General features: G+C 73.6%; 23 protein-coding genes. 15 read left to right on the plus strand and 8 right to left on the minus strand.

The features are described from left to right. Positions 1 to 64: 64 nt before the first annotated feature. Positions 65 to 307 carry a hypothetical protein gene (locus PGB27_RS19770; protein ID WP_274202100.1) on the minus strand — a complete coding sequence of 81 codons (243 nt, stop codon included), beginning with the start codon at positions 305 to 307 and terminating at the stop codon, positions 65 to 67. A 197-nt stretch (positions 308 to 504) separates the two neighbouring features. Between PGB27_RS19770 and PGB27_RS19775 the strand changes: the two genes are divergently transcribed. Continuing rightward, on the plus strand, positions 505 to 1,251 hold the full coding sequence (locus tag PGB27_RS19775; protein ID WP_274202101.1) for a class I SAM-dependent methyltransferase: 747 nt from the start codon (positions 505 to 507) through the stop codon (positions 1,249 to 1,251). 11 nt (positions 1,252 to 1,262) lie between these two features. Here the strand turns inward: PGB27_RS19775 and PGB27_RS19780 are convergent, their stop codons facing one another. Next, complete coding sequence (locus PGB27_RS19780; RefSeq protein WP_274202102.1) at positions 1,263 to 1,541, minus strand: hypothetical protein; 279 nt, start codon at positions 1,539 to 1,541, stop codon at positions 1,263 to 1,265. A gap of 196 nt (positions 1,542 to 1,737) precedes the next feature. On the opposite strand from PGB27_RS19780, the gene PGB27_RS19785 reads away from it, so the two are divergent. The 3 genes from PGB27_RS19785 (at position 1,738) to PGB27_RS19795 (ending at position 5,643) form a co-directional block, all read left to right on the plus strand. Then, positions 1,738 to 3,096, plus strand: a complete 1,359-nt coding sequence (locus tag PGB27_RS19785) for an FAD-dependent oxidoreductase (protein ID WP_274202103.1) — start codon at positions 1,738 to 1,740, stop codon at positions 3,094 to 3,096. Positions 3,097 to 3,224: 128 nt separating this feature from the next. Then, the gene (locus tag PGB27_RS19790; protein WP_274202104.1) at positions 3,225 to 4,136 is read left to right on the plus strand and encodes an AurF N-oxygenase family protein; all 912 of its coding nucleotides are present in this window, start codon (positions 3,225 to 3,227) and stop codon (positions 4,134 to 4,136) included. A 10-nt stretch (positions 4,137 to 4,146) separates the two neighbouring features. Further along, positions 4,147 to 5,643, plus strand: coding sequence for an FAD-dependent oxidoreductase (locus PGB27_RS19795; RefSeq protein WP_274202105.1), 1,497 nt, complete (start codon positions 4,147 to 4,149; stop codon positions 5,641 to 5,643). A 55-nt stretch (positions 5,644 to 5,698) separates the two neighbouring features. On the opposite strand, the gene PGB27_RS19800 is transcribed toward PGB27_RS19795, so the two are convergent. The 3 genes from PGB27_RS19800 to PGB27_RS19810 are packed head-to-tail and all read right to left on the minus strand — an operon-like array spanning position 5,699 to position 7,439. Next, positions 5,699 to 6,256, minus strand: a complete 558-nt coding sequence (locus tag PGB27_RS19800) for a hypothetical protein (protein ID WP_274202106.1) — start codon at positions 6,254 to 6,256, stop codon at positions 5,699 to 5,701. Further along, positions 6,256 to 6,630 (minus strand): DUF4873 domain-containing protein, encoded by a 375-nt coding sequence (locus PGB27_RS19805; RefSeq protein ID WP_274202107.1) that lies wholly within the window; start codon positions 6,628 to 6,630, stop codon positions 6,256 to 6,258. Before PGB27_RS19805 ends, PGB27_RS19800 begins: the two co-directional genes overlap by 1 nt. Next, the gene (locus PGB27_RS19810; protein WP_274202108.1) at positions 6,627 to 7,439 is read right to left on the minus strand and encodes a TetR/AcrR family transcriptional regulator; all 813 of its coding nucleotides are present in this window, start codon (positions 7,437 to 7,439) and stop codon (positions 6,627 to 6,629) included. The genes PGB27_RS19805 and PGB27_RS19810 overlap by 4 nt, the downstream gene beginning before the upstream one ends. A gap of 107 nt (positions 7,440 to 7,546) precedes the next feature. On the opposite strand from PGB27_RS19810, the gene PGB27_RS19815 reads away from it, so the two are divergent. From PGB27_RS19815 to PGB27_RS19830, 4 genes are all read left to right on the plus strand, one after another. Further along, positions 7,547 to 8,446, plus strand: a complete 900-nt coding sequence (locus PGB27_RS19815; protein WP_274202109.1) for an AurF N-oxygenase family protein — start codon at positions 7,547 to 7,549, stop codon at positions 8,444 to 8,446. A gap of 28 nt (positions 8,447 to 8,474) precedes the next feature. Continuing rightward, on the plus strand, positions 8,475 to 9,497 hold the full coding sequence (locus PGB27_RS19820; protein WP_274202110.1) for an alpha/beta fold hydrolase: 1,023 nt from the start codon (positions 8,475 to 8,477) through the stop codon (positions 9,495 to 9,497). Then, positions 9,490 to 11,058 (plus strand): flavin-containing monooxygenase, encoded by a 1,569-nt coding sequence (locus PGB27_RS19825; RefSeq protein ID WP_274202111.1) that lies wholly within the window; start codon positions 9,490 to 9,492, stop codon positions 11,056 to 11,058. The genes PGB27_RS19820 and PGB27_RS19825 overlap by 8 nt, the downstream gene beginning before the upstream one ends. A gap of 187 nt (positions 11,059 to 11,245) precedes the next feature. Next, the gene (locus PGB27_RS19830; RefSeq protein WP_274202112.1) at positions 11,246 to 11,731 is read left to right on the plus strand and encodes an NUDIX domain-containing protein; all 486 of its coding nucleotides are present in this window, start codon (positions 11,246 to 11,248) and stop codon (positions 11,729 to 11,731) included. Here the strand turns inward: PGB27_RS19830 and PGB27_RS19835 are convergent. Continuing rightward, positions 11,709 to 12,587 (minus strand): acyl-CoA thioesterase, encoded by an 879-nt coding sequence (locus tag PGB27_RS19835; protein ID WP_274202113.1) that lies wholly within the window; start codon positions 12,585 to 12,587, stop codon positions 11,709 to 11,711. The two genes, PGB27_RS19830 and PGB27_RS19835, sit on opposite strands and share 23 nt — an antisense overlap. Before the next feature lie 432 nt (positions 12,588 to 13,019). Here PGB27_RS19835 and PGB27_RS19840 point away from each other — a divergent pair, with 432 nt between their 5' ends. From PGB27_RS19840 to PGB27_RS19870, 7 genes are all read left to right on the plus strand, one after another. After that, positions 13,020 to 13,316 (plus strand): hypothetical protein, encoded by a 297-nt coding sequence (locus tag PGB27_RS19840; protein WP_274202114.1) that lies wholly within the window; start codon positions 13,020 to 13,022, stop codon positions 13,314 to 13,316. Positions 13,317 to 13,433: 117 nt separating this feature from the next. Further along, positions 13,434 to 13,754: a hypothetical protein gene (locus PGB27_RS19845; protein WP_274202115.1), complete on the plus strand. Its 321-nt coding sequence runs from the start codon at positions 13,434 to 13,436 to the stop codon at positions 13,752 to 13,754. 231 nt (positions 13,755 to 13,985) lie between these two features. After that, positions 13,986 to 14,321, plus strand: coding sequence for a hypothetical protein (locus PGB27_RS19850; protein ID WP_274202116.1), 336 nt, complete (start codon positions 13,986 to 13,988; stop codon positions 14,319 to 14,321). A 215-nt stretch (positions 14,322 to 14,536) separates the two neighbouring features. Beyond that, positions 14,537 to 14,935, plus strand: coding sequence for a hypothetical protein (locus tag PGB27_RS19855; protein WP_274202117.1), 399 nt, complete (start codon positions 14,537 to 14,539; stop codon positions 14,933 to 14,935). A gap of 248 nt (positions 14,936 to 15,183) precedes the next feature. Beyond that, positions 15,184 to 15,522: a hypothetical protein gene (locus tag PGB27_RS19860; protein ID WP_274202118.1), complete on the plus strand. Its 339-nt coding sequence runs from the start codon at positions 15,184 to 15,186 to the stop codon at positions 15,520 to 15,522. Between the two features lie 231 nt (positions 15,523 to 15,753). Then, positions 15,754 to 16,134, plus strand: coding sequence for a hypothetical protein (locus PGB27_RS19865; RefSeq protein ID WP_274202119.1), 381 nt, complete (start codon positions 15,754 to 15,756; stop codon positions 16,132 to 16,134). A 210-nt stretch (positions 16,135 to 16,344) separates the two neighbouring features. Continuing rightward, on the plus strand, positions 16,345 to 16,641 hold the full coding sequence (locus PGB27_RS19870; protein ID WP_274202120.1) for a hypothetical protein: 297 nt from the start codon (positions 16,345 to 16,347) through the stop codon (positions 16,639 to 16,641). Positions 16,642 to 16,711: 70 nt separating this feature from the next. Here PGB27_RS19870 and PGB27_RS19875 read toward each other — a convergent pair whose 3' ends face one another. After that, a complete protein-coding gene (locus tag PGB27_RS19875; RefSeq protein WP_274202121.1) occupies positions 16,712 to 18,448 on the minus strand; it encodes an MFS transporter in 1,737 nt (578 codons plus the stop codon). Then, the gene (locus PGB27_RS19880) at positions 18,445 to 18,894 is read right to left on the minus strand and encodes a MarR family transcriptional regulator (protein ID WP_274202122.1); all 450 of its coding nucleotides are present in this window, start codon (positions 18,892 to 18,894) and stop codon (positions 18,445 to 18,447) included. Before PGB27_RS19880 ends, PGB27_RS19875 begins: the two co-directional genes overlap by 4 nt.

The raw sequence follows: 18,894 nt of genomic DNA on the forward strand, positions 1-18,894 counted from the left end.
CGGCCCGGGATGAGCCGATCGGAGCAGAAATGTACCCGCCGTCCGGAGTGACGAACGGGACCGGTCAGGCGGCCGAGTGAGGTGCCCACCCCTCCCGGGTGAGGGCACCGACGATGCGGACGGCCTCGCGGCGGTGGGCGTCGGCCTGGTGCGTGGTCCAGCTCCACTGCTCGCAGTCGGCGTGCAGGAGGTGGCAGACGACGGTGACGGCGTGCTCGCGGTCGTCGGCGGTGACGTCCGCGGCCTGCGGACGCGCGCCCGGACGCATCAGCTGGGCGACGGGCGAGTGAGCGGGAACGGCCTTCATGGACGGACCTCCCCTGCGGCGGCCGGAGGACCGGCCGACCCGGGTCGTGTGCGGCGGCGACGTCGACGCGCTGCCTGACCTCCCGAGGGTGACCGACGGGGATCACGCCGGAAACGGCAGGGGGACCCAGGCCACAGGCCGCCGACCGGGACGTTCACCACAGCCGAGGACCGCGGAGGACCTGCATGATGGCCGCCATGGCCACAGCGAGGGAGCCCGCGACCGGCTGGACCGTGGAGCTCGACGACACCCCGGGGCGTCGTCAGGCGCAGGAGGAGTTCGTGCTCCACCACCCCGACGGCACCGACGAACGGATCACGCTGCACGACTACGCGCGGGTCTACGACGTGCCCGGGCTGTACGAGGAGGTCGTCCAGCACCGCCTGGAGTGCGCGTCGCCCGCCACCGTCGCCGGCGCTCTCGTCGAGGCCGCGGAGGCCGAGGGCCGCCCGGTGGGCGAGCTGCGCGCGTTCGACCTCGGGGCCGGCAACGGCGTCGTCGGCGAGGAGCTGCGCGATCGCGGCGTCACCGTCGTCGCCGGCGCCGACGGCATCCCCGAGGCCCGCGACGCCGCGCACCGCGACCGCCCGGGGCTCTACCGGCACTACCTCGTCGGCGAGCGGCTCGACGTCGACCAGGTGACCCGGCTGGTGCACGAGGAGGGCCTCACCGCGCTCGTCGCCGCCGGCGCGGTCGGTGAGGGCCACGTGCCGGTCGACGCCCTCGCGCAGCTGTGGGAGGCGTTCCCGCCGGGGTCGTTCCTCGCGCTCACCCTGGCCGGCGGGGAGGCCGACCACGACATCACCGACGTCGAGGCGATGATCGAGGCGACCGCCGGGTCGGCGCACCCGTCGCACACCCTCGTGCGGCGACGCTTCCGGCACCGCCTGAGCATGGCCGGGAACGAGCTGTCCTACCTCGTGCTCGTCGCCGTGAAGCGGTAGTCCGGTCCGGATCAGTCCCGGACGACCGTGAGCCGCGGCCGGATCGGCGGCGGCGTCACGGCCGGGCGGCTGGGCTGCGGGCCGGGCCGGGTGCCGTGGTGCGGGCTGCGGCGGTGCCGTCGCGGGCGCGCGGCGCCGACCAGGCCGACGAGGTCGTTGACGAGGTCGTCGGCGAGCTCCTCGGACAGCACGCCACCACCGGCGTAGTCGTCGAGGACGTCGAGCCCCCGGCGCCACGGCCGCGGCGCCGTGCCCGTGTCCTCGAGCGCACCGTTCTCGTCGCTGATCATCGCGGACGACGTTAGCCCTGGTGACGGGCCCTTCTCGCGCTCGGTGATCCCATGGAGTGACCACTCGACCGAGGCGTCGGCGGGCCACGCCCCGACTCGGGATCACTCGTCCGTCGGCGTGTCGACCCCGGCGTGGCGGGATCACGGACCGGAGTGGACGGGTGCGCCCTGCGTCCCTGTGGGCCACGATGATCGCGTGGAGAATCACGCGACGCGACCCCACCACGTCGCCGTCGTCGGTTCCGGGCCGTCGGGCTTCTACGCCGCGGCCGCGCTACTGGACGCGGATCTCGACGTGCGGGTGGACATGTTCGACCGGCTGGCCACGCCCTGGGGCCTGGTCCGTGCGGGGGTGGCCCCCGACCACCCGAAGATCAAGTCGGTGTCCGCGCAGTACGACAAGACCGCCCGGCGCGAGGGCTTCCGGTTCTTCGGGCACGTCCACCTCGGCGAGGACATCACCCGCGACGAGCTGCTCGAGCGCTACGACGCCGTCGTCTACGCCGTCGGCTCGCAGACCGAGCGCCGCCTGGGCATCCCCGGCGAGGACCTGCCCGGCAGCATCGCCTCGGTCGACTTCGTCGGGTGGTACAACGGCCACCCCGACCACGTCGACCTCGCGCCGCCGCTGGACACCGAGCGCGCCGTCGTCATCGGCGCGGGCAACGTCGCGCTCGACGTCGCGCGCATGGTGCTGCTCCCCGAGGCCGACCTGCGCGCCACCGACACCGCCGACCACGCCCTCGACGCGCTCGTCGCCTCGAGCGTGCGCGAGGCCCTCATCTGCGGGCGCCGCGGGCCGCGCGAGGCCGCGTTCACCACCACCGAGCTGCGCGAGCTCGCCGACATCGACGACCTCGCCGTCGACGTCGACCCCGAGCAGGTCCCCGCCGGCATCGCCGACGACGACACCCTGACCAAGGGCACCCGGCGCAACCTGGAGATCCTGCGCGGGTTCGCCGAGAAGGGCCCCGACCCCGCCGCGGGGCACCGCATGGTGTTCCGGTTCCTGCGCTCGCCGGTCGAGATCCGGGGCGACGGGCGCGTCGAGGAGATCGTGCTCGGCGTCAACCGGCTCGAGACCGGCGAGGACGGGCGCACCCGCGCCGTCGACACCGGCGAGCGCGAGACCGTCGCGACCGGCCTGGTCCTGCGGGCCGTCGGCTACCGCGGGATGGCGCTGCCCGGCGTCCCGTTCGACGACGAGACGGGCACGGTGCCCCACGAGGAGGGCCGCATCACCGGCCGCGACCGCGAGTACGTCGTCGGCTGGATCAAGCGCGGGCCCACCGGGATCATCGGCACCAACAAGAAGGACGCCAACGAGACCGTCCGCCACCTCGTCGCCGACCTGGCCGACCGTGCGCCGGCCGAGCGCGACGACGAGCACCGGGCGGCCGTCGAGAGCTGGCTGCGCGAGCGCTGCGCCGACCTCGTCGACCAGACCGGGTGGGAAGCCATCGACGCCCACGAGCGCGGCCGCGGCGAGCCGCACGGCCGTCCGCGGGTCAAGGTCGTCGACCGCGAGGAGCTCACGAAGCTCAGCCGCCCCTGACGGCGTGGCCGCGGTCTCGGTGAGCGCGGCCACACCTCGCTCCGGCCGGACATGGTGTCACTGTTACCTTGGGTATCACCTACTGCAGGTAACGGTGACCGCAAGTCCGGCCAGGAGGAGAGACAGACATGACGACCGCGGAGCAGGACGCCGCCACCCTCGGCGACCACCGGGCGGACGTCGCCGAACGGCTGCTCGACTCAGCCGGTCAGCTCTCGTACGACCCCTTGCGCGAGGTCGACTGGGACAGCCCGGTCGACCCGCTGCACCACGGCGCGAGCCCCGAGTGGAGCACGCTCTACGGCACCGCCTACTGGGACGAGATGACCGAGGAGCAGCGCGCGGCGCTGACCCGCCAGGAGGCGGCGTCGGTCGCGAGCACCGGCATCTGGTTCGAGATGATCCTGCAGCAGATGGTCATCCGGGACTTCTACGCGAAGGACCCGACCGACCCGGCGTTCCAGTGGGCGCTCACCGAGATCGCCGACGAGTGCCGGCACTCGATCATGTTCGCCCGCGGCGCCGAGAAGCTCGGCGCCCCGGCGTACCGCCCGCCGCGCCACGTCATCGAGGGCGGGCGGGTGTTCAAGACCCTCGCCAAGGGTGAGGCCGCCTACGCCGCGATCCTCGTGGCCGAGGAGGTCCTCGACGTCATGCAGCGCGACTGGATGCGCGACGAGCGCGTCGCCCCGTTCGCGCGCACGATCAACAACATCCACGTGGTCGAGGAGGCGCGCCACATGCGCTTCGCCCGCGAGGAGACCCGCGAGCGCCTGCGGGGCGCCGGCCCCCTTCGTCGCCGGTTCAACGCGCTCGTCGTCGCCTTCGCCGGCTACTTCATCGTCACGAGCATGTGGAACGGCAAGGTCTACGAGAACGCGGGCCTGGACCCGAAGCGTGCGCGCCGCGAGGCGAGGCGCAACCAGAACCACCAGGCCCTGCTGCGCTCGAGCTGCGCGGGGCTCATGGAGTTCCTCGACTCGGCCGGGCTGCTCACCGCTCCGGCGAAGGTGCTCTACCGCGCCGCGCACGTCCTGTAGACATCGCGCCGTGCCGTACGCGATCACGCAGTTGTGCTGCACGGACGCCTCGTGCGTCACGGCGTGCCCGGTCAACTGCATCCACCCCACGCCCGACGAGCCCGACTTCGGCACCACCGACATGCTCTACGTCGACCCGCGCACGTGCATCGACTGCGGGGCGTGCGCGGAGGTGTGCCCGGTCGACGCGGTGTTCCCGGCCGAGACGCTGACCGGCGCGCTCGCGGACTACCCCGCGATCAACGCCGAGCACTTCGCCGGCACCGAGCCCGCCGCGCCGCCGGAGGGCTCGCCCCTGTTCCACGCGTGGGGACCGGTGCGGTTCGACCGGGTGCTGCCGGCGGACTTCCCGACGCTCGACGTGGCGGTGGTCGGCAGCGGGCCGGCCGGGATGTACACGGTGCAGGACCTGCTGCTGCACACCACGGCCAAGGTCACGCTCTACGACCGGCTGCCGGTCGCGGGCGGGCTCGTGCGGTTCGGGGTCGCGCCCGACCACGCCGACACCAAGCGCATCGGCGAGTCGTTCGCCCGCTACCACGACCACCACCGACTGCGGCTGCGCCTCGGCGTGGAGGTCGGCAGCGGTGTCACCGTCGACGAGCTGGCGCGGCGCCACGACGCGGTGGTCTACGCCGTGGGCGCGCCGACCGCGCGCACCCTGGGCGTGCCCGGCGAGGACCTGGCCGGGCACCTGGCGTCGACCACCGTCGTCGGGTGGTACAACGGCCACCCCGAGATCGACGCCGACGCGGTGCCGGTGGACACGGTGGACCCGGCGCGGGCGGTCGTCGTCGGCACCGGCAACGTCGCGCTCGACATCGCCCGCATCCTCGCCGCCGACCCCGCGCGCCTCGACGGCGCCTTCGCCCCGGCGGTGCTGCAGCGGCTGCGGGCGAGCCGGGTGCGCGAGGTCGTGCTGCTCGCCCGGCGCGGCCCGGAGCACGCCGCCTACACGCGCGGGGAGCTGCTCGCGCTCCTGCGTCGCGACGACCTCGACGTCGTCGTCGACGACCACGACCCGCGGGTCGGCGAGACCATCGACGCCGCGGCGCCCGGCGAGCACGCGGCGCTGCTGCAGGGCGTGCCGCGCGTCCGGGTGGACGACGTCCCGGCGGCCGGCGAGCGCCGCCGGGTCGTCCTGCGCTTCCACGCGCCGCCCGAGGCGCTGGTCGGCGAAGACCGGGTGACCGCGATCCGCGTCGGCGGGCCGGACGGGCCGGGCGAGCTCGCGACCGGGCTCGTCGTGCGCGCGATCGGCCACCGCGGGCGCCCGCTCGCGGGCCTGCCGTTCGACGAGGAGACCGGCACCGTCCCGAACCACGCCGGGCGCGTCGACGGGCGGCCGGGCACCTACGTCGTCGGTTGGATCAAGCGCGGGCCCGGCGGCGGCATCGGCACCAACCGCCGCGACGCCGCCGAGACCGTCGCCGCCCTCATCGAGGACGGCAAGCAGCACCTCGTCGGCGCGAAGCCCCGCCGCCGCGGCTTCCTGCGCCGCGCCTGACCCCTCGTGAGCGGACTTTCCAGGTATCGCTGGAAAGTCCGCTCACGAGGGTGGGTCAGACCGCGATCCGGCACTCCGCCACGGCCTCGGGCGTCGCGAGCACGGTGGCGACGTGCACGCCGACGTGGTGGCGGATCTCCGCGTCCAGGTCGCCGAGGCGGCGCAGGAACACCCCGCCCACGCCACGGGTGCGGATGTCGGCGTCGATGTCCTCGCTGCGCACCGGGTCGACGTCGATCTCCACCGCGCCCGGCGCCGCGCGGCCGACCAGGCCCACGCGGACCACGAGGTCGACCTCCGCGGGGATCGAGCGCGACCCGACCACGACGGTGACGTCGAGGGCGACCGGGACGCACACGATCACGCGGGTGACGCCGTCGCGCCAGGCGGTGAGCCGCCCGACCGTGCCGGTGGCCGACGCGGTGGCCATGCCGTGCGGGCCGGCCGGGACCGGGCCGAAGTCGACCGTGGGCCCGAGGAGGCCGGTGACGACGGAGACGGCGCGGTGCGGGGTGGCGACGGCCAGGACGTCGTCGAGCGACAGGCCGTGCGCGGCGGCCTCCCGCTCGGCGATCTCCCGGCCCTCGGCGCGTCGTTCGCCGGGGGCCGCCATCAGACCGCCCCGACCGTGGCGGCGGCCGCGGGGACACCCGCCGACCCGACCGCGAACGGCGGCGTCGACGTGCCCGCGAGCCGGTAGCGGCCCCAGGGGTCGACGTCGGAGAGCTCGCCGTCGGCCGTGCCGGCCGGGGTCGTCACGCGTGCGGCGTGCTTCTTCCCGCCCAGCGCCGCGTGCAGCTCGTCGTGCGCCGCCACGCGCCCGTACCAGTGGTAGCGGCCGTCGAGGGGCTCGAAGTGGCCCACGAGCGTCACGTCGACGGCGTAGGAGGTGCCGTCGACGACGAGGGTGGCCGGCCCGCGGTGGCCGTCCTCGTCGTGCTCGCCGTGGTCGTGCCGGTCGTGCTCGGGTGTTGCCGCTGGCGTCATCGCTCCGGGCTCCTCACTGCTCGATCGGTACTGCCCCCGGTGGTGGTGCGACCACCGGCCCGACCGGTGCCCGGCGCCGCCGGGACCCGGTCGCTGCCCGCTCGGAGCTGGACCACCTTGTTGATCTCGAGCGGGACGTTGGGATCGATCGTGACGCCGTGCTGGCGGGCGAAGCCGTCGATGGCCGCCCACACGAGCGTCGTCAGGTACTCGGTGACGCTCTCACGGCTCATGGACTGGCGGTCGAGCCACCACTCCGCCGTGTTCTGCACGAACCCGACCACGCCGTACGCCCACGGCTCGGCGGGTCCGGAGTCGAGGCCGAAGGCGCGCAGGTAGTCGCCCAGCATCGCCGACAGCGCGGTCGCGATGATCTCCTTGTCCTCGCGCACCACGTCGGAGCCGCGGCCGTCGATCGGCGTGTGCCGGGCCAGCACCCAGTAGAGGTTCGGGTAGTCGTCCAGCGTCCCGAAGAAGGCGTCGATCGACTTGCGGATGCGCGGGAGCGGCGCCTCCTCGCTGTTCAGCGCGGGGATCAGCCGGTCCAGGAGGATCTCCGTGGCCCGCTCGCCCATCGCCTCGACGAGGTCGGCCTTGTCGGAGAAGTGCCGGTAGAGCACCGGCTTCGTGACGCCGGCCTCGAGCGCGACCTGCTCGATGCCGAAGTCCGGCCCGACGTCGGCGAGGACGCGCATCGCGGCCTCGACGAACTCCGCCCGCCGCTCGGCGCGGTGCTTCTCCCACCGCGTGCGGCGCCCGTCACGCGAGGGGGCGTTCCCGGGGCGGTTCGGCTTGACATCGTCCGGCACGGTTCCGCAGGCTACCACCAGTTACAGTTACCACGGGTAAGACGTACAGGAAGTGCGGGTTACCCGGTGTACGGGACAGCAGCCGGCGAGCAGGAGGACCCCCAGCCATGAGCGCCCCCACGGCGGACCGCCACGCGACGGCGGCACGGCTGCTGAAGTCGTCGGCGAAGAAGTCGTACGACCCGGCCGTCGACATCGACTGGGACGCCCCACTGCCCGCCGACAAGATCTGGGTCCCGGAGCACCGGGTCTCGCTCTACGGCACGGAGCTCTGGGAGCGCCTCACCCCCGCGCAGCGCGTCGAGCTGGGCAAGCACGAGGCGTGCAGCGTCGCGTCGGTCGGCCTGTGGTTCGAGGTCCTGCTCATGCAGCGCCTGCTCAAGGACTTCTACGCCGAGGACCCGACCACGCCGCGCGCCCAGTTCGCGCTCACCGAGGTCGCCGACGAGTGCCGCCACTCGCAGATGTTCGCGCGCATGGTCGACACCGCCGGGGTCGAGCCCTACGGGCCGCGGGAGTCGATCCGCCGCCTCGGCAAGCTCTTCTCGGTGGTCAGCTGGGGGCCCGCGGCCTACGGCGCGATCCTCGTGGCCGAGGAGGTGCTCGACCGGCTCCAGCGCGAGCAGGCCGAGGACGAGCGCATCCAGCCGCTCATGCGCCAGGTCAACCGCATCCACATCATGGAGGAGGCGCGCCACGTCTCCTTCGCCCGCGACGAGGTCACCCGCGGGATGGCCGGGCTCTCGCGCGCCGAGCTGGCGTACCAGCGCTTCATCATCGCCTACATCTCGATGTTCGTGACGCGCAGCCTCATCAACCCGAAGGTCTACGCCGCCGTCGGCATCGATCCCGCCGAGGGCCGTCGAGCCGCGCTCGGCAACCCGCACCACCACGAGATGATCCGCTGGGGCGGCGAGAAGATCATGCCGTTCCTCGACCAGGCGGGGCTCGTCGGTCGCCCGGGCATGACCTGGTGGCGTCGATCGTTCCTCCTGGGTGAGAGCTGACGGCGAGCGCGACGAGGGGAGCCCCGTGGTGCGGGAGACGGTCGACCGGTTCGCGACCCCGGACGGCACGCGGCTGCGTGTCGGCGACGCCGGGGAGGACGGTCGTGACGGCCGCCCGACGCTCGTGCTGGTGCACGGGTGGTCGCAGGACCTCCGGACGTGGGACCGGGTCGTCGACGACCTGCGCCGCACGGGCATCACCTCCCGCATCGTGCGCTACGACCACCGCGGTCACGGCGGGTCCGACGCCGCGGCCGAGGGCACGGCGACCATCGGCACCGCCGCCGATGACCTCGCCGCGCTCATCCGTGACCGCATCCCCGACGGCCCGCTCGTGCTGGCCGGCCACTCGATGGGGGGCATGACGCTCATGGCCCTGGCCGAGCGCCATCCCGAGCTGGTGGCCGAGCGGGTCGTCGGGGTCGCCTTCGTCGCCACCGCCAGCGACGACATGGACCGGCTCGACCTCGGGCTGTCCGGCCGGCGCGGACGGCTGGTGGCCCGCGGCGAGCAGGTGCTCGTCCCGCTGACCGCCCGCCTCGGCCACCGCGCGCCCGCCGGGGAGATCGGCGACGTCGGCCGGGCCGGCGGCGCCCGCCCGCGCGCCCGCGCCACCGCGCTCGCCGGCGTGGTGCGCGCGCTGGTCTTCGGCCGGCACCCGCGCCGCGCCGACGTCCTGTCGGTCGCCGAGCAGGCGCTCGCGGCGCACCCGCCGAGCGTCGCGGCCTTCCGGATGTCGATCGCCGAGCACCGCCGGCGCTCGTTCCTCACCGCGCTGCGCGGCACGCCGACCGTCGTGCTCGTCGGCGACCACGACCGCCTCTGCCCCCAGCGCCACGCGCGGGCGATCGCCGAGGCGCTGCCCGACGCGCGCATCGTGCTGCTGCCCGGGGCCGGACACATGATCAACCTGGAGCGCGCCGACGAGGTCGCCGCGCACGTCGCCGGGCTCCTCGCGGCGCCCGCCGTCCCCACTCCCGTCCCCACTCCCGCCCCCACCGCCGTCATCACCGAGGAGGACCCCGCCCGTGGCGAGCCCGTCGATGCCTGAGTCGGTCACCGACCAGGACAGCGTCCACGAGGTGGTCGTCGTCGGCTCGGGGTTCGCCGGTCTCGGGCAGCTCCTCGCGCTGCGCCGGGCGGGGATCACCGACGTCGTGCTGCTCGAGAAGGCCGACGCGCTGGGCGGCACGTGGCGCGACAACACCTATCCCGGGTGCGCGTGCGACATCCCGTCGCACATGTACTCGCTCTCGACCGTCCCGAACCCCGACTGGTCGCGCTCCTACTCGCCGCAGCCGGAGATCCGCGCCTACCTGGAGCGGGTGGCCGACGACGAGGACCTGCGCGGGCACGTGCGCTTCGGGCAGGAGATGACCGGCGCGACGTGGGACGAGCAGCGGCGGACCTGGACGGTGCGCACCCGCGGCGGGCGTACCTGGACCGCGCGCTTCCTCGTCTCCGGGCTCGGCGCGCTGCACCTGCCGAAGACGCCCGACCTGCCCGGCGCCGAGACCTTCACCGGGGCCTCGTTCCACTCCGCGCGCTGGGACCACGACGTCGACCTGCGCGGCAGGAAGGTCGCGGTGATCGGCACCGGGGCGTCCGCGATCCAGTTCGTCCCGCAGATCGCCGGGGTCGCCGCCGAGGTGCAGCTCTACCAGCGCACGCCGGCCTGGGTGCTGCCCAAGGGCGACCGGCCGCTGTCGGGCGCACGCCGGCGCTTCCTCGCGCGCCACCCGGGCGTGCACCGCGCCTACCGCGCCGCGATGTACGCCGCGCTGGAGTCGCGGGCCGTCGGGTTCAACGCGAACCCGGCGCTGCTCAAGCCGGTCGAGTGGCTCGCGACCCAGCACATCAAGCGCTCGATCGACGACCCGGAGCTCGTCGCGAAGCTGACGCCGGACTACTCGATCGGCTGCAAGCGCGTGCTCGTGTCCAACGACTACTACCCGGCGCTCGCCCGCCCGGACGTCGACGTCATCACGAGCGGGGTCCGCGAGGTGCGCGGCAGCTCGATCGTCGACGGCGACGGGACCGAGCGCGACGTCGACGTCATCATCTACGGCACGGGCTTCCACGTCACCGACGCCTACGACGGGCTCGAGATCACCGGCCGGGGCGGGCGGACGCTGCGCGAGACCTGGGCCGCCGAGGGCATGGCGACGCACCTGGGGATGACGGTCGCCGACTTCCCCAACCTGTTCCTCCTGCTCGGGCCCAACACCGGCCTCGGCCACAACTCGGTCGTGTTCATGATCGAGTGCCAGACGCGCTACGTCGCGCAGGCGATCACCGCGGTGCACGCGAGCGGCATGGGCGGGCTCGACGTGCGCGCCGAGGTGCAGCAGCGGTCCAACGCCGCGGTGCAGCAGCGCCTGGAGAAGGGCATCTGGACCCGCGGCGGCTGCACGAGCTGGTACCTGGACGCCGCCGGGGTCAACCGCACGATCTGGCCCGGGTTCACGGTGCGGTACTGGTGGGAGACCCGGCACGTCGACACCACCGACTTCGAGTTCTTCGGCCGCGCGGCCGACGCGGTGGACGAGGCGGAGGTCGCGGGGACCGGCGAGCCCGCCCCCGCCCCGCCCGCCCCCGCCGGCGTCGGCTGACCGGGGCGCGACGCACGGTGTGTTGTCAGCGTGGCGTCCACGCTGACATCGAACGTCAGTCTTTCCCCCAGCTCGCGGCTCGGCCCTGTCTCAAGATCGTGGGGCTTCTCCTGACGTCTGACGCCGGCGTGGACCCCAGGCTGAGACACGCCGTGCCTCGCCGACACCGCTCGTAGGGTCGGAGGGCGTGACCCTGCCGCCCGCACCGCCCTGGACGCCGACGGGCGCCGCCCGCCCCCTCGTCGCCGCCGGCGCGATCTACCGGGATCCGGAGGGGCGCGTGCTGCTCGTCCACCCGACCTACAAGCCGGGCTGGGACGTGCCGGGCGGGCTCGTCGAGACCGGGGAGGCGCCGGCGGTGGCGTGCCGCCGGGAGGTCCTCGAGGAGCTGGGGCTCGACCAGGTGCCCGGGCCGCTGCTCACCGTCGACTGGACCGACGTCGGCGGCCACGACAAGCTGCTGTTCCTCTTCGACGGCGGGCTGCTCGGCGACGACGAGCACCGCATCGTGCTGCAGGCCGACGAGCTCGACGCGTGGGCGTGGGTGGCGCCCGACGACCTCGCCGACCACCTGCCCCCGCCGCTCGCCCGGCGCGTGGGCAGCACCGTCGCGGGGGCCACCGGCCCGTACCTCGAGCACGGCCTCCCGGTCAGGAGCGACGCCGCCGGATGAGCCCCTCCTGCACGACGGAGGCGACGAGCACCCCGTCGCGCGTGTAGAAGCGGCCCGCCGCCAGGCCCCGGCCGCCGCCGGCGCTCGGCGACTCCTGCACGTAGAGCAGCCACTCGTCGGCGCGGAACGGGCGGTGGAACCAGACGGCGTGGTCGAGGCTCGCGAGGCTGACCTCACCGGACGCCGCACCCCCGACGACGTGCGGGAACACCGCCGCCTCGAGCAGCGTCAGGTCGCTGGCGTAGGTGAGGACGCAGACGTGGAGCAGGCGTCCGCCCGACGACCCCGGGTCGGGCAGCTCCCCGTCGGCGCGCACCCACACCCGGTTGCGCGGGTCGCGGTCCTCGGTCTCGTCCCACGGCGAGTGGTCGACGTAGCGGACGTCGAGCGGCCAGGTCAGCGCCCGCCCCGTCGTGGTGAACGCGGGCTCGTCGCGCGGCACCGGCGGCATGTCGCGGCGGGGGAACCCGTCGGGGCCGGGCGTCTCCGGCATCGGCGCCTGGTGGTCCACGCCCTCCTCGGGGCGCTGGAACGACGCCGACATCGTGAAGATCGTCTCGCCGTGCTGGACGGCGGTGACGCGGCGGGTGGTGAAGGAGCGCCCGTCGCGGGTGCGGTCCACCTCGTAGACGATCGGGGCGAACGGGTCACCGGGACGCAGGAAGTACCCGTGCAGCGAGTGCACGCCCCGGTCGTCGTCGACGGTGCGTCCGGCGGCCACCATGGCCTGCCCGGCGACCTGGCCCCCGAAGACGCGCAGCAACGACTCGCGGGGACTCCGCCCCCGGAAGATGTCGCGCTCGATGCGCTCGAGGTCGAGCACGTCGTCGACGAGCTCCCGCAGCGCCTGACCCACACCGACCGCCTCTCGTCCCGCCGACCGGCGGTCATCGTCGCGCACGAGCGGCCCAGCGCGCCCGGGACCCGTCACCCAGCGCGTCGGTGGCGCTCGCTACATCGAGACCGCCGTTCGGGCTGCGTGACCGGCGACGCGGTCGCCGCGCGACGCTTCCGCTGGGCCGACAGGGTCTGTACGCCTGCCCGATCGGGTCACGGACCGCGCTGCCGAGCAGCAGAGCGGGAGCACTCACCGTCACCGAAAACCGACGTCCGGATTCCCTGCGTAACCGCGCCGTGACCCCCTCGTTGACCACCCTGACGTCACTCCCGGGACCCATCAAGTCCCGGCGTGGCTCCGCGGGGACACCGTCCGCAGTCCGTGCCCGCAACAGGCGGGCGGACCCATCCGGTCGTCCCGCTCCCCGACACAGCTCTACGAGGAGTTCACGTGATCAAGAAGCTGGGTGTCGTGACGGTCGGCGTGGCCGCCGGCCTCATGGCCGCCGCCCCGTTCGCCTCCGCCACCGAGGGCGGGCACCACCACGACGGCGAGCACAAGAGCTCCGGCTCCTGCAACGTCACCGGCGGCTCGGCCGAGGCCAACGGCGGCATCGACGGCGACTCGTTCGCCGGCAACCTGCTCGCGCAGGCCCCGGTCGGTGGCGCCAACGCCCTGAACATCGTCTGCAACGACATCCTCAACGACAACGTCAGCGGCAACGCCGTCGACGTCGACGTCCTCTGAGGACTGCACGGCGAGCGGACGAGCCGCGCTGACGCGCGGCTCGTCCCGGCGGCTCGGGACCCGATCCGTCACCTGCACGACCACTCGAGCAGTACCGACGATCTCCTTGGGGGAAACATGTTCAAGAAGGCAGGCGTCGTCACCGTCGCCGTCACCGCGGGCCTGCTCGCGGCCGCGCCCTTCGCCTCGGCCGGCGAGGCGCACAGCGACGACCACGACCACGACCACAAGAAGAAGAGCCACCACCACGACGACAGCTCGGACTGCAACGTCACCGGTGGCTCCGCCGAGGCCAACGGCGGCATCAGCGGCGACTCGGTGCTGGGCAACGTCCTCGCCCAGGCGCCGATCGGTGGGGCCAACATCGGCAACATCGTCTGCAACGACATCCTGAACGACAACCTCAGCGGCAACAGCGTCGCCCTCGACCTGCTCTGAGGTCCTGACGACGTCCCGCGAGGACGTCCGCCGTACGACGACGAAGGCCCGGCCATCCGATCGGTGGCCGGGCCTTCGTGCGTTCCGGGATCGTCCGGCGTGATCCGCCCCGATCGGGCGTAAGCCCCGATGAGGTCGTCACCAAACACATCACGTCCTCGTTGCTCCGTTCGAGGCGGGCTCAGCCATTCGGTCCCGCCGCTGCTCCCCCGACACCTTCCAGGAGTTCTCGTGCTGAAGAAGATGGGCGTCGTCACCGTCGGCGTCTCCGCCGGCCTGCTGGTCGCCGCGCCGTTCGCCTCCGCCCACGAGTCGGGCCACGACTCGGACCACGAGCGCCACGGCGCGGGCTCGGACTGCAACGTCACCGGCGGCTCGGCCGAGGCCAACGGCGGCATCGACGGCGACTCGTTCGCCGGGAACGTCCTCGCGCAGGCCCCGGTCGGTGGCGCCAACGCCCTGAACGTCGTCTGCAACGACATCCTCAACGACAACCTCAGCGGCAACACCGTCGACGTCGAGATCGGCGGCGGCCTCCTGCCCGAGCTGCCCGCGCCGCCGGTGTAGGTCCTGACGGACGCCACGACGGCCCGGCCACCGCACGGTGGCCGGGCCGTCGTGCTGTCGAGGGCCGATCCGGCGCGCTGTCCCTCCTTCGGGTGTCGCGACGCGGCCGGTCGTGCCGCCGGCGTCGCGCTCTCGTTGAGCCGTCCGAGGCGTGCCCGGGTGCTCATCATCCGCTCGGCCCACGCCCGCTCCCCGACAGACACTCAGGAGTTCGCATGCTGAAGAAGATGGGCGTCGTCACCGTCGGCGTCACCGCGGGCCTGCTGGCCGCCGCGCCGTTCGCCTCCGCCACCGAGGGCGGGCACCACCACGACGGCGAGCACAAGAGCTCCGGCTCCTGCAACGTCACCGGCGGCTCGGCCGAGGCCAACGGCGGCATCGACGGCGACTCGTTCCTGGGCAACACCCTCGTGCAGGCCCCGATCGGCGGCGCCAACCTGGCCAACATCGTCTGCAACGACATCCTCAACGACAACCTCAGCGGCAACACCGTCGAGGTGAGCGTCCTCAGCGCGGACGAGGAGGAGACCGAGGAGCCCGGCGGCGTCGACATCGATCCCGAGGACCTCAACGGCAACGGGGTGCCGGACGACGAGGAGATCACCGCCACCTGAGCATCCCCTCCCGCAGGACCCCGAAGGCCCGGTCATCCGATCGGTGGCCGGGCCTTCGTCTGTCCGGGGTACGGCCTGAATTCCTTCGCCACCGCAGGTTTGCGCAGGGTGTCGTGTCACTCGTTCGGGGATCACCCGTTACCTGATCGTTGCACGGTCCGCCTGACCTCGTTGTCCCTCCCGAGGCGCGGTGCCGTGCGCATCCGGTGCGCGGGTCGCGTCCGCTCCCCGACGAACAAGGAGTCGACATGCTGAAGAAGCTGGGCGTCGTCACCGTCGGCGTCTCCGCCGGCCTGCTGGTCGCCGCACCGTTCGCGTCCGCGAGCGAGTCGAGCCACGAGTCCGACCACCACGAGAGCCACGAGTCGAGCCACGAGTCGAGCTCGGACTGCAACGTCACCGGCGGCTCCGCCGAGGCCAACGGCGGCATCGACGGCGACTCGTTCCTGGGCAACGCCCTCGTGCAGGCCCCGGTCGGCGGCAGCAACCTGGGCAACGTCGTCTGCAACGACATCCTCAACGGGAACCTCAGCGGCAACAGCGTCGACGTCGACCTCGGCGGCGGCCTGCCTTCCCTCCCCGCCTAGGAGCGCGCAAGCGCACCAGCGACGGCCCGGCCACCCACGGGGTGGCCGGGTCGTCGTGTGTCGGCGTGGTTCATCGGCGCCGTGTTCCCCGGCCTCCATCCCACGATCGGGGGCATCGGGGCGGAAACCGGTAACACCGGCATGACCACCTCGTTGAGCCGTCCGAGCGTGGGGGCGCACTCCCCAGCCATCCAGCCCACGCCGCTCCCCGACACAACCTCTGGAGTTCTCGTGCTGAAGAAGCTCAGCGTCGTCACCGTCGGCGTCTCGGCGGGCCTGCTGGTCGCCGCCCCGTTCGCGTCCGCCCACGAGTCGGGCCACCACGGTCACCACAAGCACCACGACGCCAGCGCCGACTGCAACGTCACCGGCGGCTCGGCCGAGGCCAACGGCGGCATCGACGGCGACTCGTTCCTGGGCAACGCCCTCGTGCAGGCCCCGATCGGCGGCGCCAACCTGGCCAACATCGTCTGCAACGACATCCTCAACGGCAACCTCAGCGGCAACGTCGTCGACGTGAACGTGCTGAGCCCCGAGGTCGCGGCGCCCGTCGAGGAGGAGGAAGGGGAGGCCCCGGTCGCGAACCCGCTCGAGGGCGCTCCGACCGCCTGAGCAACATCTGGTGCTCACGAAGGGCCCGGTCACCACGCGGTGGCCGGGCCTTCGTCTGCTCCGGGCCCGAGGTTGATCCCCCGATCGGGTCGATCTCACCCACGCGGATCACGAAGACATCACGGCCTCGTTGAGCCGTCCGAGACCACGGCGCCGCGCTCCTCCACCGTCCGGCGCCGTTCCCTTCCCCCGAGCCACACAGGAGTCCCCGTGCTGAAGAAGCTGGGCGTCGTCACCGTCGGCGTCACCGCCGGCCTGCTCGCCGCCGCGCCGTTCGCGTCGGCCGAGTCGCACATCGACGAGAACAACAACGTCACGTCCGAGGGCAGCAACATCGGCGTCGACACGGGCAACCGCATCGGCCAGGGCAACGGCCAGGGCAACACGTTCAACGGCGTGGAGGTGCCCGGCCTGCCGGACGCGCCGACCCTGCCCGCGGTGCCGCCGCTCTCCGACTTCCTGCCCGAGCTGCCGAGCCAGTTCGAGCTCCCGGGCATCCCCGCCTGAGGCGCGCTCCGCACGACGACGGGCCCGGTCCACCGCTCGGTGGGCCGGGCCCGTTCGTGTGTCCGGGGTGTCAGCGCCCGACCGTGCCCGCGGTGCCAGCGAAGTGCCGTTGCTGACGATCAGTGTCCGTATCGGTACTTCGATCACCGCGCCCGCCGGTTGCCACGGCGCCGTCGGGCAGGACGACGACCGGGCAGGGACCGTCCTCGAAGAGCGCGCGGTCGGCGCTCGGCGAGGTGAGCGCGGCCAGCGCCCCGCCCCGCGGGCGCCCGACGACGACGGCGCGGGCGTGGTGGCGCCGGGCCACCGCGACGAGTGCGCCGCCGACGCCGTCGTGGGCGACGACGGGCGCGAGGGTCTCGGCGGTCACCGTCGCGTCCCGACCGACGGCCTCCCGCGCGGCGCCCAGGGACCGCTCGAGGCCGGGCCCGGTGTCGGTGTCGGCGGCGGCCGCGGCGTCCACCACGGCCGATTCCGGGACGTGCACGACGACCAGCGGCGCCTCGAGCAGCGTCGCGAGCCGGCCGCCCGCCGCCGCGACCGCCGGCGCGTGCGGCGACCCGTCGACGGCCACGAGGACCGGCCGTGCCGACTCCCCCGTCTCCTCGACGGTCGACTCCCCCACCGTCAGCTCGCCGGTCTCCACGCGCCGCAGCAGGCGGTGGGCGGTGGCGAGCACCAGCGCGCCGACGGCGACGACCACCGCGCCGACCCAGAACGGGGTGTTCGGCAGGAACGCGTCGGCGAGGAGGCCGGCGATCCACGGGGCGAGCCCGCCGCCCAGGAAGCGCACGAAGCTGTAGGACGCCGAGGCCACGGGGCGCTCGACCGGGGCCACGGACATGACGGCCTGGGTGACCAACGTGTTGTTGAGGCCGATCATCGCGCCGGCGACGATCACCGCCCCGATGACGACGCCCGGGGTGTCGTTCCAGGCGGCGATGACGAGCAGGTCCACCGCGAGGAGCCCGAGGACGAAGTAGAGGACGCGCACGGTGCCGAAGCGCCGCTCGAGGGCCGGGGCGACGAACACCGCGAAGATCGCGACGAGCACGCCCCAGGCGGTGAAGACGCCGCCGAGGCCGAGCTCGGAGAGCCCGCCCATCGAGTACGGCGAGTACGCGAGCAGCGTGAAGAAGCCCCAGTTGTAGGCGAAGGCGGTCAGCGCGATCGTCGCGAGGCTGCGGTGGCGCAGCGCCTTGAGCGGGTCGAGCAGCCCGATCGTCCGCGCCGGCTTCGGGGTCTTGTCGAGCAGCACCAGCGTCGCGATCAGCGCGATCGCCATGAGGACGGCGACGCCGAAGAACGGCGCCCGCCAGCTCACCGAGCCGAGCAGTCCGCCGACGAGCGGACCGAGCGCGATGCCGACCCCGAGCGCCGTCTCGTAGAGGATGATTGCGCCGGCGAAACCGCCGCTCGCGGAGGCGACGATGACCGCGAGCGAGGTCGCGATGAACAGGGCGTTGCCGAGGCCCCAACCGGCACGGAAGCCCACGATCTCGCCGATCGAACCGGACGCCCCGGCGAGGGCGGCGAAGACGACGATGATCGTCAGGCCGGTCAGCAGCGTCGCCTTGGCACCGATGCGGCTGGAGACCCAGCCGGTGACGAGCATGGCGACCGCGGTGATGAGCAGGTAGCTCGTGAACAGCAGCGAGACCTGCGCGGGCGTGGCCTCGAGCTGCTCGGCGAGCGCGGGCAGGATCGGGTCGACCAGGCCGATCCCCATGAAGCTGATGACGCAGGCGAAGGCGACGGCCCAGACGGCCTTCGGTTGGCGGAACGGGCTGTCGGTGGACGTGCTCACGACGCTCCTCGCGAGGGGTCGACGGGGGTCTGGGTCAGGCGTGACAGGGCACCGGCCGCGGCGTCGACGGCGGCGCGGTCCTCGGGGCCGAGCTGGTCGAGGAGGTCCGCCAGCCGCGACGCACGGCGGGTGCGCCGGGCGTGGAGGACCTCGCGGCCCGCGTCGGTCAACGTCACGACCACGGCGCGCCGGTCGCTCGGGTCGTCGCCGCGCGTGGCGAGGCCGTCGCGTTCCAGGCGCGTGACCAGCGCGGTCATGCTCGGCTGCGTGACGCCCTCGCGGACGGCGAGGTCGGACAGGCGCTGGGGCCCGTCGCGGTCGAGCGTCGCGAGTGTCGACGCCGTCGTCAGGCTGAGGTCACGGCTCGCGGTGGAGCGCAGGACCCACGCCGCGAAGGCGTCGAGCGCGGCGGCGGTGGCCAGGCGCGCGTCGGTCGGTGCGGTCAC

The organism is Actinomycetospora lemnae (assembly GCF_028737315.1).
GTDB lineage: Bacteria > Actinomycetota > Actinomycetes > Mycobacteriales > Pseudonocardiaceae > Actinomycetospora > Actinomycetospora lemnae.

Coding starts and splice junctions, on each gene's coding strand:
- PGB27_RS19770 (WP_274202100.1), bottom strand. CDS start 307: ATGAAGGCCGTTCCCGCTCACTCGCCCGTCGCCCAGCTGATGCGTCCG.
- PGB27_RS19775 (WP_274202101.1), top strand. CDS start 505: ATGGCCACAGCGAGGGAGCCCGCGACCGGCTGGACCGTGGAGCTCGAC.
- PGB27_RS19780 (WP_274202102.1), bottom strand. CDS start 1,541: ATGATCAGCGACGAGAACGGTGCGCTCGAGGACACGGGCACGGCGCCG.
- PGB27_RS19790 (WP_274202104.1), top strand. CDS start 3,225: ATGACGACCGCGGAGCAGGACGCCGCCACCCTCGGCGACCACCGGGCG.
- PGB27_RS19800 (WP_274202106.1), bottom strand. CDS start 6,256: ATGGCGGCCCCCGGCGAACGACGCGCCGAGGGCCGGGAGATCGCCGAG.
- PGB27_RS19805 (WP_274202107.1), bottom strand. CDS start 6,630: ATGACGCCAGCGGCAACACCCGAGCACGACCGGCACGACCACGGCGAG.
- PGB27_RS19815 (WP_274202109.1), top strand. CDS start 7,547: ATGAGCGCCCCCACGGCGGACCGCCACGCGACGGCGGCACGGCTGCTG.
- PGB27_RS19825 (WP_274202111.1), top strand. CDS start 9,490: ATGCCTGAGTCGGTCACCGACCAGGACAGCGTCCACGAGGTGGTCGTC.
- PGB27_RS19845 (WP_274202115.1), top strand. CDS start 13,434: ATGTTCAAGAAGGCAGGCGTCGTCACCGTCGCCGTCACCGCGGGCCTG.
- PGB27_RS19855 (WP_274202117.1), top strand. CDS start 14,537: ATGCTGAAGAAGATGGGCGTCGTCACCGTCGGCGTCACCGCGGGCCTG.
- PGB27_RS19860 (WP_274202118.1), top strand. CDS start 15,184: ATGCTGAAGAAGCTGGGCGTCGTCACCGTCGGCGTCTCCGCCGGCCTG.